The 14,651-nt window shown below is 68.0% G+C and carries 10 protein-coding genes; 2 read left to right on the top strand and 8 right to left on the bottom strand.

From position 1 onward, the window contains the following. Nucleotides 1-7: 7 nt before the first annotated feature. Complete coding sequence (locus tag ACP59X_RS07520) at nucleotides 8-1,447, bottom strand: putative sulfate exporter family transporter (RefSeq protein ID WP_428567214.1); 1,440 nt, start codon at nucleotides 1,445-1,447, stop codon at nucleotides 8-10. A 224-nt stretch (nucleotides 1,448-1,671) separates the two neighbouring features. Between ACP59X_RS07520 and ACP59X_RS07515 the strand changes: the two genes are divergently transcribed. Both ACP59X_RS07515 and ACP59X_RS07510 read left to right on the top strand, forming a co-directional pair. Continuing rightward, nucleotides 1,672-4,152: a c-type heme family protein gene (locus ACP59X_RS07515; protein ID WP_428567211.1), complete on the top strand. Its 2,481-nt coding sequence runs from the start codon at nucleotides 1,672-1,674 to the stop codon at nucleotides 4,150-4,152. Beyond that, entirely contained in the window at nucleotides 4,149-5,552 is a 1,404-nt protein-coding gene (locus ACP59X_RS07510; protein WP_428567207.1) for a sigma-54-dependent transcriptional regulator, read from the top strand. Before ACP59X_RS07515 ends, ACP59X_RS07510 begins: the two co-directional genes overlap by 4 nt. Before the next feature lie 765 nt (nucleotides 5,553-6,317). Here the strand turns inward: ACP59X_RS07510 and ACP59X_RS07505 are convergent. From ACP59X_RS07505 to murC, 7 genes are all read right to left on the bottom strand, one after another. Then, nucleotides 6,318-6,929, bottom strand: coding sequence for a LysE family translocator (locus ACP59X_RS07505; RefSeq protein WP_428567201.1), 612 nt, complete (start codon nucleotides 6,927-6,929; stop codon nucleotides 6,318-6,320). Nucleotides 6,930-6,950: 21 nt separating this feature from the next. Continuing rightward, entirely contained in the window at nucleotides 6,951-8,609 is a 1,659-nt protein-coding gene (locus ACP59X_RS07500) for a radical SAM protein (protein WP_428569827.1), read from the bottom strand. 102 nt (nucleotides 8,610-8,711) lie between these two features. Further along, nucleotides 8,712-10,007 carry a cell division protein FtsZ gene (ftsZ, locus tag ACP59X_RS07495; RefSeq protein ID WP_428567196.1) on the bottom strand — a complete coding sequence of 432 codons (1,296 nt, stop codon included), beginning with the start codon at nucleotides 10,005-10,007 and terminating at the stop codon, nucleotides 8,712-8,714. Between the two features lie 59 nt (nucleotides 10,008-10,066). Beyond that, a complete protein-coding gene (ftsA, locus tag ACP59X_RS07490; RefSeq protein WP_009109895.1) occupies nucleotides 10,067-11,293 on the bottom strand; it encodes a cell division protein FtsA in 1,227 nt (408 codons plus the stop codon). Between the two features lie 139 nt (nucleotides 11,294-11,432). Further along, on the bottom strand, nucleotides 11,433-12,284 hold the full coding sequence (locus tag ACP59X_RS07485) for a cell division protein FtsQ/DivIB (protein ID WP_428567192.1): 852 nt from the start codon (nucleotides 12,282-12,284) through the stop codon (nucleotides 11,433-11,435). A gap of 86 nt (nucleotides 12,285-12,370) precedes the next feature. After that, a complete protein-coding gene (murB, locus tag ACP59X_RS07480; RefSeq protein WP_428567189.1) occupies nucleotides 12,371-13,258 on the bottom strand; it encodes a UDP-N-acetylmuramate dehydrogenase in 888 nt (295 codons plus the stop codon). Further along, entirely contained in the window at nucleotides 13,248-14,621 is a 1,374-nt protein-coding gene (gene murC / locus ACP59X_RS07475; RefSeq protein WP_428569824.1) for a UDP-N-acetylmuramate--L-alanine ligase, read from the bottom strand. Before murC ends, murB begins: the two co-directional genes overlap by 11 nt. Nucleotides 14,622-14,651 lie beyond the last annotated feature (30 nt).

The raw sequence follows: 14,651 nt of genomic DNA, 5'->3' as shown, positions 1-14,651 counted from the left end.
GACCCGGCTAGGAAGCCAGGGGCGGCTTGACGCCGTGGAAGAACAGCCAGGAAATGAACAGGCCGATCCAGATGATGAAGCCGAAAAGGCTCACGACGTAGACCAGGGCCAGGCGGCCGATGCCCTCGTCCCAGAGCTTCTTGAAGTTGGACACCACGCCGATGGTGAAAAACGTCAGCACGAAGAAGATGCCCCGGAAGGGCCCGGTGTCGCCGATGGCGGTCTTGCCCATCTTCAGCATGTCGCCGCCCTTGGCGCACAGGATCAGCATGATCACGAAGGTGATGACGTAACCGAGCACGAAACGCGGGAACCGGTCGATGATGGCCCCGAGCTTCATGCGCTCGCCGGGCTTGCAGTCGATGAGCGTGCACCAGATGGCGGCCAGGATGAAGGCCCACACGCCGATGAACACGTCGATGAAGATCTTGATGGTGGTGGCCGCCATGGTCACCCAGCCTTCCTGGTACTTGATGCCGTCGATGGCCAGGGCCTGGGCGCGGATCAGGGCGTCGGTGATGACGCCCGAGGCGATGGCGCCGCCGTCGGACTTCACGGCCAGGCCCATCCAGGCGCCGGCCACCATGGGCTCGCCGTACATCCAGTGCTGGGCGACAAAGGGCAGGATCAGCATTTCCACGCAGGTAAAGACCACGACCAGGGAGGAGACCATGATCGGGACGATGGGCCGGGCCCGGATGGCGCCGCCCGTGGCGATGGCGGCCGAGACGCCGCAGATGGAGATGCCCGACGCCAGCGGCGCGGCCCATTCACGGCTGAACTTGAAGTATTTCCGGGAGATGTAATACACCAGCGCCCAGTAGATCAGGTAGGCCTCGACAATGGCGCAAAGGCCCCGGAAAATGACCGAGGAAGCCAGGCCCAGGGCGTCCACGGACTTGACGCCAAGCTCCGCGCCGAGGATGACGATGGCGATCTTGACGAACATCTCGGGCTTGAGCGCGTCCTTGAGCTTCTCGGCCACCCCGGGCATGAAGTTGCCGATGAAGATGCCGGCCAAAAGCGCGATGATGAATCCGGCCTCGCCGGTCAGCCCCATGGCCCAGGTCAGGTTGAACTTCTTGACCTGGTCCGGGGTGGCGGCGATGACCGCGTAGTGGCCCAGGGCGTAGCAGCAGTAGCCGATGAAAAAGACCAGGGTGAAGCTGACGGCAAAGCGTTTGGGATCGCCGCCCAGGGCCTTGATGCCGAAGGCCAGCATGGCCGTGACGAAGATCCAGGTCAAAATCAGGGAGGCGAGGCCTGACATGTCCTTGTAGGCCCCGGTGGCCGCCGAGAAGATCTTCGACGCGTCGGTCCAGACATTGACCTTGACGGCCCAGCCCAGCGGATCGACGCCGCCGAAGTTGAAAAGCGACAAGCCGAACAGGAGCAACCCCAGGATCAGGGCCAGCTTGTCTTCCGTAAGCCATCTCTTTTCCGCCATAATTCCCTCCTTGCGCGGTGATGGTGTCGCGATCGGGCACAACCGGCCCCATCCCCCCACAGCAAAACCGGGGCCACTTTTCACCTCAAACGCAACACGCTAAAATAACAGACTAATACAAATCAGGCTCGCCAAAACCGCTAACTTGCGTTAGCACCTTGCTGCCCGGCGTTCGCATTGCCTTTTTCGCCCGCCCGCCCCAAAAGGGGCCTACGAGGTGGCCCATGGCCAAGCAGCATCCCCGGACCATCAAGCACCGTTTCGTGGTCGGCCTTTCCGTCATCATGGCCCTGCTCGGCATCTTCTTCGCCGTGGTCATCTCCATGAACCTGCGCAACCAGCTCGTCACCGACACCGAGCACAAGGCCTCGCTCATCCTGTCCCAGGCCGAGGCCGTCCAGTCCTACGTCCGGCAGGTGCTGCGCCCGTCCATGTACCACCTGCTGCCGCCCGACGCCTTCCTGCTCGAAGCCATGTCCACCTCCTTCGTGACGCGGCGGGTGATGAGCGACCTAAGCGCCCTGGGCGACCAGTACCGCTACCGCCGGGTGGCCGTGGGCGCCCGCAATCCCGACTACGAGGCCGACGCCTTCGAACGCGGGCTCATGGAACGGTTCGAAAGCGAACCGGGCCTGACCCGCATCGAGGAGATCACGGAACGCGACGGCGAAGAGGTCTTTCTGGCGGCGCGGCCGGTGCGCCTGGACGCCTCCTGCCTGCACTGCCACGGCGACCCGGCCACGGCGCCCCGGGAACTGATCGAACACTACGGCGACACGCGCGGCTTCTGGCGCCACGACGGCGAACTGGTGGGTGTCGACGCCGTGACCATGCCCGTGGCCGGGGCGCTGGGGCAGATCAAGGGCGCGACCGTCAGCTTCCTGGGGCTGTTCGCCCTGGGGCTCGGCGTCTTCTACCTGACCTTGCAGGTCTTTTTCGACCGGCTGGTGGTGGTTAACTTAAGCCGCGTCACGGAAGTCATGCGCCGCTACTTCCCCAAGGAAGCCGGCGAGGAGCCCAAGCAGGCCCCGGACGCGGGCGAGGGCGAAATCGACGAGATCTATGCCGGCATCGAGGCCTTTGCCTCGCGCCTCAAGGAAGCCCGGGGCAAGATCGAGGACCATGCCCAGAACCTGGAACGCAAGGTGGCGGAACGCACCCTGGAACTGGCCCACGAGGCCGACGAGCGCCGATCCGACGTGAGCCTTTTCGTGGAGCTTTTAAGCATCCTCAACGTCTCGCACACGCGCGCCGAACTGCTCACCGGCGCCTTGGCCCGCATCGCGGCCCGCTTCGGCGCCAGGGCCGTGGCCTACGAATGCGAATTTTCCGGCGGCGGTTCGGTGTCCTGGCCGCCGGGCACGGCCGCCCCCCCGCCGCCGGCCGACTGGCGGTCGTTGGTGGCCGGAAACGACTTGCGCCTGGGCCAGGACGCCGCCTTCATCCCCGTGCGCACCACCGACGTCAGCCGGGGATTGCTGCGCCTCTATTTTCCGGCCGACGGCCCCGGCCCCGACCCCGAAGCGGCGGAACTCTACCGGGCCATCGGCCAGCAGCTCGGCATCGCCCTGGAAAACCTCGACGCCATCAATTCGCTCCTGGGCCAGAACATGCTGCTGGCCTCCATCTTCGACGGGATTTCCGACCCGTTGGCCCTCATCGACGCCACCTTCGCCGTCATCCTGGCCAACGAGCCGGCCCGGGAACTGGCCCGGGCCATGCGCCGGGAGCCGGCGGCCGGCCGCGACTGCCCGGCCGCCTCCGCCCTGCCCGGCCAAACCCTGCGCCTGCCGCCGGAACTGTTCGGCCCGGGCATGGCGCTGCGCCCCGCGCCGGCCAACGGCCCCGCCGAGTCCCACCCCCCCTCGCCCTCCACCGTCGTGCTGGCCGACGGCCGCTCCTTCGCCGTCACCCGCTACCCCCTCGACCCCTCCACCGGCCAGGACGGCCGCCTGGTGGTCTACGCCCGGGAGATCACGGCCGAGCGGCGCATGCGCGAACAGATGCGCCAGACCGAGAAGCTCGTGGCCGTGGGCAAGCTGGCCGCCGGCCTGGCCCACGAGATCAACAACCCCCTGGGCGTCATCAGCTGCTACGCCGAACTGCTGCGGGCCAACATCGCCGACACCCAGGCCCTGGACGACCTGGCCGTCATCGAACGCCACGCCGAGATGGCCAAGAAGGTGCTGCGCGACCTGCTCGACTTCGCCCGGCCGCGCCCGGCCACGCCCGGCCCCTGCGACCTGGCCACGCTTTTAAAAAGCCTCTCGCGCATCTTCGAGGTCCAGGCCCAAGCGCGCAAGGTGCGCCTCGTCACCCGGGCCGCCGCCGCCCTTCCCCTGGCCAAGGCCGACGCCTCGGGCCTGGAACAGGTGCTGTCCAACCTGCTGCTCAACGCCCTGGACGCGGTCACGCCCGGCGAAGGCGAAATCGTCATGGAGGCCGAGGCCGGCACCGAACCCGACACCGTGCGCATCCGGGTGGCCGACAACGGCCCGGGCATCGCCCCGCAAGACCAGCCGCGCATCTTCGAGCCCTTCTTCACCACCAAGGAGGCCGGCCGGGGTTCGGGGCTGGGCCTGGCCGTGGTTTTCGGGCTGCTGCGCGACATGGGCGGCCGGGTCGAGGTGGAAAACGCCGGCGGCGCGGTCTTCACCGTCACCCTGCCGTCCTGCGGCCGCGACTGCCAGGAGGAACACGTGTGAACGACACCCCCCACCGCGTGCTCATCGTCGACGACCAGCCCGATTTCGCCCGGGGGCTGGTGCGGCTGCTGGCCCCGAAACTGCCCGGGGCGACGCTTGGCCACGCGCTTTCCGGCGAGGCCGCCCTGGAGGAACTGGCCGCCCGGCCTTGCGCCGTGCTGGTCACGGATCTGCGCATGCCCGGCCTGTCGGGACTTGAGCTGCTCACCAGGGCTCTGTCCGCCCAACCGCGCCTGGGCGTGGTCATGCTCACGGCCCACGGCGACATCGACACGGCCGTGGCGGCGCTCAAGGCCGGGGCCTACGATTTCCTCACCAAGCCCGTGGACTCGGAACACCTGGCCCGGGTCGTGGCCAAGGGGCTGGAACGCGAGGCGCTGCTGCGCGAAAACGACCGGCTGCGCGCCGTGGTCGCGGCCTGCGGCGCGGACCAGGGCCTGCTCGGCCAGTCGCCGGCCATGGCCCAGGTCACGGAAGCCATCGCCGCCGTGGCCGGTTCGGACTACACGGTGCTCATTCGCGGCGAATCCGGCACGGGCAAGGAACTGGCCGCCCGGGCCATCCACAGCCTGTCGCGTCGCTCCGGCGGCCCTTTTTTATCCGTCAACTGCCCGGCCATCCCGGACCAACTCCTGGAGAGTGAACTGTTCGGCCACGTGCGCGGCGCCTTTACCGGTGCCGAACGCGACCGGCGCGGGCTGTTCCTCTCGGCCAACGGCGGCGTCATCGTCCTCGACGAGATCGGCGACATCCCCATGAGCGTGCAGACCAAACTCTTGCGCGTGCTCCAGGAACGCGAGGTGCGCCCCGTGGGGTCGAGCAAGTCCTCGCCCATCGACGTGCGCATCCTGGCCGCCACCAACCAGGACCTGGAAGCCAAGATCGCGGCGAAAAGCTTCCGCGAGGACCTCTACTACCGCTTAAACGTCCTGACCGTGCGCCTTCCCCCCTTGCGCGAGCGCCGCGAGGACATCCCGCTTCTGGCCACGGCCTTCCTGGCCCGGGCCTGCCGCGAAACGGGTATCGGCGAAAAGGAGTTCTCGGCCGAGGCCCTGGCCGCCCTGGCCGGCCGGGACTGGCCGGGCAACGTGCGGGAACTGTTCAACTTCGTGCGCCGGCTCACGGTCTTTTGCCGCGGCGACGTCATCGGCCCCAAGGCCGTGGCCACCGCCGACCCGGACCAGTCCGACCCGGCCGGGGAGGACGACGAGGCCCTCGGCACGCCCTACCTCGAAGCCAAGGCCCGGGTGGTGGACGCCTTCACGAGGCGCTACGTGGAACGCCTGCTGGCCCAGACGCGCGGCAACGTCTCGGAAGCGGCCCGGGTGTCGGGCCTGGAGCGGGTGTCGCTCCAGAAGATACTGCGAAGGTTGGGCATCGCGGCGGAAGGCTACCGGTAAGGGGCATCGGGAATCGCCAGGCCCGGCGGACAGGGGCGCTGCCCCCTGGCCCACCTGAACTGGGGCGTTGCCCCAGACCCCACCAGGGCTTTGCCCTGTACCCATCGGGGGGAGTCACTCCCCCCGAACCCCCCGGTCGGCTGTGGCGGGCGGAAGAGGCTGCGGTCACCGGGAGGCTTGGCGTGCGCGGCGCGAAGATGCGAGGCCGGAATTTCGCCTTTCGATGCCGTCGCTGCGCTCCCGGCTCGAAAGGCGAAATTCCGGCCTCGCCCAGCCGTCGGCCCTTCGGGCCGAGGTCTTGGATTTTTTGCTTTGGAAGCCTCTTGAAGACATTCAAAGGATTCTATTCTTCCATGGGCACTTCGCTACGGATAAGATCACGACGCCAGAGGTCGGCGTAAATCAAAGAATTTTCTATACGGCGCTTCGCTAAGTTCGGGCAGTGATCGGCGTAACGCAAAGGATTCTATTCTTCCATGCGACGCTTCGCCAAGCACGGGCAGTGCTCGGCGCAACGCGCAGGATTTTAATCTTCAATGCGGCGCTTCGCCGCTGGCGCCCGTGGTGCCGGAAATGGGGCTGGCGTGCTGGCCGGCCTTGCGGCCAGTGTCGCCAGCCCCATTTCCGGCACCACCACGACCGACGCCCCGCCACACACCATTCCCGACCTCGCCTCCACCCGCCCCGTCGGGGAGGTCCAGGAGGGGATCATCCCCTCCTGGCCGCCGGAGGCATCTTCCTTCTTCTCTTCTCTCACCTCCCCCGCTACCGCCTGGCCGCAACCGCCGTCATCACCCCGGCGCCGATAAGCGCGCCGCCGCCCAGCCGCCGCAGGCGACGCACGAAGCGCGGGTCGCGGATGCGGCCGCCTGCCGTGCCGGACAGCATGGCGTAGGCGGTGGTGTTGACGGCGGCCAGGGCCACGAAGGTCGCGCCGAGCAGGAACAGCTGCGGCCCGGCCGGGGCGCCGGGGCTGACGAACTGGGGCAGAAAGGCCACGAAAAAGAGGATGGATTTGGGATTGAGCGCCGTGACGGCGAAGGCGTGGGCGAATTTGCGGCCGGACGGGCTCGGTTCGGGGGAAACGGCGGCATTGCCCGAACGGAGCATGCCGAGGCCGAGCCAGATGAGGTAGACGGCGCCGATGGCCTTGACGATGGTGAAGGCGGCGGCCGAGGCCGAAAGCAGCGCACCGAGGCCCAAGAGTGATCCGGCGCAGACCACGGCGTCGCCCAGGCACACGCCGGCCACGATGGGCCAGGGCGAGCGGCGGCCCTCGGCCAGGCCGTAGCTGATGACGAGCAGGACGGTCGGGCCGGGGATAATCAGCAGAAAGGACGCGGCGGCGATGAAGGCGAGGTAGAGGGGAAGCGACATGGCGGACTCCTTGGCCGAGCCTTACGCCCCGTCGCCTCCGGAGTAAATGCCGCAGCGACGGCAGGCCTGGCAGCCGGCCGGCGGGCACTTGGCCGTGGTCACGCCGTCGCGGTAGCGTTCCCATTCGCGCCACAGGAATTCGCGGGATACGCCGATATCGACGATGTCCCAAGGGAAGGCTTCGTCCTTGCCGCGCTCCCGGTCAAGGTACGCGGCGATGTCGCCGTCCCAGGATTTGAGCGCCCGGCGGAAGCTGCCGGCGGTCACGGCCTGTGCGACCAGGGGAAAGAGCGCCTCGTCACCCCGGGCGAGCAGGCCTTGCAGGCGGGCGGCCGAGGCGTTTTCCACTTCCACCTTGAAGCCCCTCAGCGGTTTGACGGCGGCACGCACCCGGGCATAGGCCGCCTCGATGGCCGCCACGGAGGCCATGGGCGCCCACTGCATGGGGGTGAAGGGTTTGGGCACGAGGGGATTGACCGACAGGGTGGCGTGGGCCACGCCGCGCTTGCCGTGGCCGATGGACGCGGCGGCGGCGATGTCGCGCAAAAGCAGCGCCAGTTCGTCGAAATCCTCGGGCACCTCGCCGGGCCAGCCGACGATGAGATAGAATTTCAGGTGGTTGACGCCATGTTTGCCGGCCAGGGACACGGCCCGCAAAAGCGCCTCCACGGAAAGATGTTTGTTGGCCGCCCGGCGCAGCCGCTCGCCCGGGGCTTCCAGGGCCAAAGTCAGGGTGCGCAGGCCGACCTCGCGCAGGATGGCCAGAAGCTCCGAGGTAATGCCGTCGGCGCGCACCGAGGACAGGGAAAACTTCGTGCCCCGCGCCTGGAGCCAGGACAGAAAGGGCAGCAGGTCGGGCCAGTCGGTCAGGGCCGTGCCGACCAGGCCGACCTTGCGCGGCGAAACGTCCTCGATGAGCGCCTGCAAGGCGTCCAGGCGGGCCTGGCGCGGCGGGCGGTAGACGTAGCCGGCGGCGCAGAAACGGCAGCCGTAGGGACAGCCCCGGTTGACCTCGACCAGGAACATGTCGCGGAAGGCGGCGTGGCCGGAGACGAAGCAGGAATGGGCCGGCTCGGCCAGTTCGGTCGCGGCCCCGGGGCAGGCGGCCACGGCCCGGGCTACCGGGGTTCGGCTTCGCCCCGGCACGAGTACGCCCGGCATGTCGGCCACGGCGGCCAGGCAGGCGGCCTTGTCCGCGCCGGCAAGCGCCAGGCGGCGAAGCGCGGCCAGCACAGCGGCCAGCCCAGCCTCGGCCTCGCCGACAAAGAGCATGTCCAGGGCCGGCAGCAGCGGCGTGGGGTTGAGAAAGGAAAGCGGCCCGCCGCCCAGGATGATGGGGAAATCGGGCCGCGCCGCGCGCGTGAGGGGAATGCCCGCCGCGGTCAGGGCCGCCGCCACGGGCAGGTAGTCTTCCTCGTAGCACAGGGAAAAGGCGATAACCGGGAACGCCGTCAGGGGTCGGCCGGAGTCCTCGGCCTTGGGCGCCTGGCCCGGCCGGCAGAACACCCGTTCCACGGCCAGGGACGGGTCGGCCACGAGCAGCCGCCAGGCGGCCTGCCAGCCCAGCGCCGACAAGGCCAGGCCGACATCGCCGGGCACGGCCAGGGCCACGGGCAACCGGCCGCCGAAATCCCGCACCTCGGGCCTGTCCAGCCCGAAATGCACCTTGGCCCGCGTCATGGCGCCCAACGCGCCATCCGTCCCTTCCCCGCGCCCGGGGGGCCGGGGGGAAGGCTGCCCCCCGGCAGGGAGGTCGGGAAGGGAAGAGGTCCCTGGTGAAGCCTAATCCGCCTGCATGCGGATGAAGGACGGAATTTCAAATTCCTCCTCATCGAAGAGGAACTCTTCCTCGCCGATGGGCTGGGTCTTCATGGGCGGCTGGGAAAGCGCCGCTTCGGGGCCGCCTTTCTTGGTGCCTTTGCGCAGGTAGGCCGGGATGTTGTAGTCGTTGGCCTGCTGGCCCGACAGCACGCGCACGCTGCGGGGGCTCTGCACGCCGCCGCCACCGCCGCTGCCGCCGCCGAGCGGCGGGCTCATCGCCTTTTGGCGCGACAGGCTGGTGATGACCTCGACGGGCTTTGGCTCCTCGCGCTTCTGGGCCGGGGCGGCGTCGCGCTGCATGGCCGACTCGATGCCCGTGGCGATGACGGTGATGCGCATTTCGTCGGTGGCGTCGGGGTCGAAGACCGTGCCGAAAAAGACCTTGGCGTCCTCGTGGACGGCCTCGGTGATGGTGGAGGCGGCCTCGTCGACCTCTTCGATGGTCAGGTCCGGGCCGCAGGTGATGTTCATGAGCACGCCGCGGGCGCCGTCGATGGTGACGTCTTCCAGCAGCGGGCTGGTGATGGCCTTGAGCGCCGCCTCGCGGGCGCGGGATTCGCCGCGGGCCGTGCCGAAGCCCATCATGGCCAAGCCCATTTCGCTCATGACGGCCTTGACGTCGGCGAAGTCGAGGTTGATCAGGCCCGGGACCATGATCAGGTCGGAGATGCCCTTGACCGCGAAATAGAGGATCTCGTCGGCCTTCTTGAGCATCTCGATGAAGGTGGCCTTTTTGGAGGCCAGGGACAGCAGGCGGTCGTTGGGGATGGTGATGATGGAGTCCACCACGTCCCGCAGGGCCTGCACGCCCTTTTCGGCCGAGAGCAGGCGTTTTTTGCCTTCGAAATAGAAGGGTTTGGTGACCACGGCCACGGTGAGCGCCCCGGCTTCCTTGGCGACCTGGGCCACGACGGGCGCGGCGCCGGTGCCGGTGCCGCCGCCCATGCCGGCGGTGACGAAGACCATGTCGCAATCGCCGATGGCGGCGCGGATGGCGTCGATGCTCTCCAGGGCGGCGTCGCGGCCGACATCGGGGTTGGCCCCGGCGCCCAGGCCCTTGGTGAGCTTCTCACCGAGCTGGATGCGGTATTCGGCCTGGGACTTCTGCAAGGCCTGGATGTCGGTGTTGGCCGTGATGAAGGTCACCCCGGACATGGCCGAGCAGATCATGTTTTCCACGGCGTTGCCGCCGCCGCCGCCGCAGCCGACGACCTTGATGCGGGCGTTGGAGCCCTGATCGAGTTCCAAATATTCCATACGTGTCTCCCCCTAGCGGATCTCCCTGCGAATCCCCCAACAAAACGACCTCTCGCGGACTATTTCACGTCCACGAACCACTTCCGCATCCTCCCCAGAATGCGGTTGAAAACATTTTCGTCGCGGATGCGGAAGCGTTGTTCCACGCCTTCCTTTTCCGCGCCGAACATCAAGAGCCCCACGGCCGTGGCGTACATGGGGCTGTTGACCACGTCCTTGAGCCCCCCGACCTTGTCGGGGTAGCCGATGCGCGTGGGCAGGTTGAAGATTTGTTCCCCCAGTTCCTGGATGCCCTCGATCAGCGCCGTGCCGCCGGTGAGGACCACGCCGGCGCCGATCTGGTTCTTCATGCCCGAGCGGATGAGCTCCTGGTCGACGAGGGCCAGCATCTCCTCCACGCGGGGCTCGCAGATCTCGGCCAGGACCTGCCGCGAGAGTCGGCGGGGCTCCCTCCCCCCGACACTCATGACCTCGATCACTTCGTCTTTTGGCACCATCTCGGCAAGGGCGCAACCATACTTTATTTTAATCTTTTCGGCCGAGGCCATGGGCGTGCGCAGCCCGAAGGCGATGTCGTTGGTCAGGTTCGTGCCGCCAAGGGCCAGCACGGCGGTGTGCTTGATGGAATCATTGGCGAAAATGGCCAGATCCGTGGTGCCGCCGCCAAGGTCCACCAGGGCCACGCCGATCTCGCGTTCCTCGCCCGTCAAAACGGCCTTGGACGAGGCCAGGGATTCGAGCACGATGTCCGAGACGTCGAGCCCGGCCCGGTGGCAGGAACGGATGATGTTCTGGGCGCTTGTGACGGCGCCGGTGACGATGTGCACGCGCACTTCCAGGCGCACGCCGGCCATGCCCAGCGGGTCGGCGATGCCGCGCTGGTCGTCGACGATGAATTCCTGGGGCAAAATATGGATGACTTCCCGGTCGAGGGGTATGGCCACGGCCTTGGCCGCGTCGATGACCCGCTCGATGTCCCGGGGCCCGACCTCGCCGCCCTTGACGGCGATGACCCCGTGGCTGTTGAAGCCCTTGATGTGGCTGCCGGCGATGCCGGCGTAGACCGAGCGGATCTCGCACCCGGCCATGAGCTCGGCCTCTTCCAGCGCTTTCTTGATGGACTGCACGGTCTGCTCGATATTGACCACCACGCCCTTGCGCAGGCCCGTGGAGGGGCTGGTGCCGATGCCCACCACATCCACGCCCTCGGGCGAGAGTTCGCCGACGACCACGCAAATCTTGGTGGTGCCGATATCGAGTCCGACGATAAGTTCCGACCTGGCCATAACCGCTCCCTGAACGTTTCCCTGATGGCGCCGGTGTCGCCCGCGCACGTTTTACGTCAAACGTGCGCCGATTTCATTCCTTAAATCGCCCCCCGCGGCGATTCGCGCTGCGACGCCGGCCGCACCGCGCGCATGTCCCCTAGCCTTGCGACCCTTCCCCCGAAGTGCCGCGTTTTTCCACCCAGACCTTATCCCCTTCGGCCGTGATCAGGCCGACCTTGTCCAGTTCCCCCCGCCGACGCAAGTCCGTCCAGACCAGATTCATGCGCGACAGGTTGCGCCGCCACTCCTTGGAGCCCAGGCACAACAGGATACCCGGGTCCATGAGCCGGATTTCCAGCCCCCGGCCCCAACTGAGGCGCAGCCAGGCGATCTGGCCAAAATCGAAGGGGACCTGATGCTCGGCCACGGCCCGGCGCAGGTCGGCCAAAAGGGCCAGGTGCTTTTCCATGCCGGCTTCGACTTCGATCTGGGGCAGGGAAACGAACTGCCCGGGCTCGACTTTGTCGATGATGCGCCCAACCTCGTCGGCGTAATAGAGGGTTCCCTGGTACTGCACAAGATAGGAAGGGGACTTTTCCTTCACATCGATGACAATGGTCCCGGGCAGCACCCGCTTGACGGTCACGGCCTCGACCCACGGCTCCCGGCCCAGGTCGGCCCGCATGCGGTCCATGGACAGCGACAGCACGTTGACGCCCGTCGCCAGCCCGGCCACCTGGCGGATGTGCTCCTCGGACAGGCGCGAACAGCCGGAAACCTGGGCGCTTTGCAAGGCGAAATAATTGACCGTGGTCAGCCAGCGGTAGCCGGCCAGCAAGGCCACACTCACGGCCAGGACGATGGCGCCCAGAAAGGCCATGGACACGGCCCGGGTGAAAAGCCTCCCCACGCCGCCAAGGCTGACCGTGGGCAGGGCGATGGAACCGCCACCCCGGGCATTGCGGTTGCGGTTGCCCTTGGATTTGACCACCCGGCTCTTGACGGTCACGTGCGGGGCGCTCCCCCCATAGCCGTTGCGGCGTTTCCTGGACGATCCCCCGCCCCCCAGTCCGGAAAGCGTTCCCACCCTGACATTCATGGCGCCACCCTCACTTCCAGTTCGAGTTCCAGACCGCTTCGTTCCCGCACGGCCTCCCTTGCCGCCGCGAGAAGCGAAAGCGCCTCCCTGCCCGTCCCTCCGCCGTAATTGACCAAAAAATTGGCATGTTTCTCGGAAAACCCGACGCCTCCGACACGTTTCCCCCGAAATCCCGCCTCGGCCAGAAGCCGCCAGGCCGACGCGCCCGGCGGGTTCTTGAACACGCAGCCGGCCGTGGCCGCGGTGATGGGCTGGCTGGCCTTCTTGTCCGTCAGGTGCCGCACCATCTCCTGGCGCAGCTCGATAGGCTCGCGCACGGCCAGGTCCAGCTCCGCCTCGAGCACCACGAAAAAGCCCGCAACCCCGGTCAACGTGAACCGCCGGTAGGCGGTGGAAAACCCTTCGCGCCCGACCCAGGCCAGGCCCGTCTGCGGCGACCAGATGCGCACCCTGGCCAGCACCGCGCCGAGATCGTCGCCGTAGGAGCCGGCATTGCCGGCCACGGCCCCACCGACCGTCCCGGGCACGCCAACGAGCCCCCCCAGGCCCGACAGGCCCTGCGTGGCCAGCCAGGCCACCAGGCGCTGGAGCTTGACCCCGGCCCCAACGCGCACCCGGATGCCCGCCTCGGGGCGCTGCCGCAAAATCACCGGCTCGCCCCGCAGGCGCGGGGAAACGACCACCAGGGGCCGTTCGCCGTCGTCGGCCAGGACATTGCTGCCCCTGCCGAGGATAAAGGGCGCGCCGCCGCAACTTTCAAGGGCCTGCCCGAGCCCTTCGGCCTCCTCGGGGCGGGCGAAGACGATTTCAGCCAGGGCGCGGCCGCCCAGGCGCAAGGTGGTCCGGTCCGCAAGCACGGGACCGGGCCGGATCTCAAGCGCCACCAGCCGCCTCCAGGTAATGGACGCCGACCTGCCAGATGCTGCCGGCCCCCAGGGTGAGCAGCACGTCGCCCGGGTGCAGGATGTCGGGCAAGGCCTGCTCCATGGCCGCGAAATCGCGGAAATACGTCACGTCCGTTTGGCTGACCTGCCGGATGCCCTGGGCCAGGCTCTCGCCGCTGACCCCGGGGATGGGCGCTTCGGACGCCGGGTAGATCTCGGTCAAAAGCAGCTTGTCGGCCGCGGCGAAGCAGGTGCAGAATTCCCCGAACAGCGCCTTGGTGCGCGAAAAACGGTGCGGCTGGAAGGCCACCACCAGGCGGCGGTCGGCAAAGACGCCCCTGGCCGTGGCCAGGGTGGCCTTGATCTCGGCCGGATGGTGGCCGTAGTCGTCGATGACGGTCACGCCGCCCCGCTCGCCCTTGCGCTCGAAGCGCCGGCCCACGCCGCCGAACTTGGCCAGGGCCTCGGCGATGACCGCGACCGGGATGCCGGCTTCCAGCGAAATGCCGATGGCGCCCAGGGCATTGAGGACGTTGTGGCGGCCGGGGTGGTTCAGGCGCATCTCGCCCAGGGCCTGGCCGTCGAGGCTCACGCGAAAGCGGCTGCCGGCGCCGGTCTCCAGCACCTCGCCGCGCAGCCTGGCCTTTGGCCCGAACCCGTAGGGCAGCACCGGCCGGTTGACCCGGGGCAGGATGCGGGCCACGCCCGGGTCGTCCAGGCAGACCACGGCCACGCCGTAAAAAGGAATGCGGTTGAGAAATTCCACAAAGGCGTCGTCGATGGCCGCCAGGTCCGGGTAGTGGTCCAGGTGGTCGGCGTCGACGTTGGTGACCACCGAGGCGATGGGCGACAGGCACAAAAAGGAGCCGTCGGACTCGTCGGCCTCAGCCAGCAGGTATTCGCCCTGGCCCAGGCGGGCATTGGCCCCGTAGGCGTTTAAGCGCCCGCCGATGATGACCGTGGGGTCGAAGCCGGCCTCGGTGAAGATGGTGGCCAGAAGCGAGGTGGTGGTGGTCTTGCCGTGGGTGCCGGCCACGGCGATGCCGGTGCGCAGGCGCATGAGTTCGGCCAGCATCTCGGCCCGGGGAATGACCGGGATGCCGCGCTCCCGGGCGGCGACCACCTCGGGGTTGTCGCTGGTCACGGCCGTGGATTTGACCACCACGTCGGCCTCGCCCAGGTTTTCCCGGCCGTGGCCGATGGCGATGGACGCGCCAAGGCCGGCCAGGCGCTTGACCGTGGCGCCCATGGCCAGGTCCGAGCCCGAAACCTCGTAGCCGAGGTTGAGCAGCACCTCGGCGATGCCGCTCATGCCCGAGCCGCCGATACCGATCATATGGATTTTGCGGACCTTGGAGCGCATGGCCCCGTGGCCGTTTGGCGTCGTCAGTTG

The sequence above is a fragment of the Solidesulfovibrio sp. DCME genome (assembly GCF_049995385.1).
In the GTDB taxonomy this organism is placed as follows: domain Bacteria; phylum Desulfobacterota; class Desulfovibrionia; order Desulfovibrionales; family Desulfovibrionaceae; genus Solidesulfovibrio.
Note: the sequence above shows the minus strand (reverse complement) of the source record. Positions and strands in the feature narration are given on the sequence as shown.

Excerpts from the sequence above, each read along its gene's own strand:
- ACP59X_RS07520 (WP_428567214.1), bottom strand. The coding sequence starts at position 1,447 with ATGGCGGAAAAGAGATGGCTTACGGAAGACAAGCTGGCCCTGATCCTG.
- ACP59X_RS07515 (WP_428567211.1), top strand. The coding sequence starts at position 1,672 with ATGGCCAAGCAGCATCCCCGGACCATCAAGCACCGTTTCGTGGTCGGC.
- ACP59X_RS07505 (WP_428567201.1), bottom strand. The coding sequence starts at position 6,929 with ATGTCGCTTCCCCTCTACCTCGCCTTCATCGCCGCCGCGTCCTTTCTG.
- ACP59X_RS07500 (WP_428569827.1), bottom strand. The coding sequence starts at position 8,609 with ATGACGCGGGCCAAGGTGCATTTCGGGCTGGACAGGCCCGAGGTGCGG.
- ftsZ (WP_428567196.1), bottom strand. The coding sequence starts at position 10,007 with ATGGAATATTTGGAACTCGATCAGGGCTCCAACGCCCGCATCAAGGTC.
- ftsA (WP_009109895.1), bottom strand. The coding sequence starts at position 11,293 with ATGGCCAGGTCGGAACTTATCGTCGGACTCGATATCGGCACCACCAAG.
- murC (WP_428569824.1), bottom strand. The coding sequence starts at position 14,621 with ATGCGCTCCAAGGTCCGCAAAATCCATATGATCGGTATCGGCGGCTCG.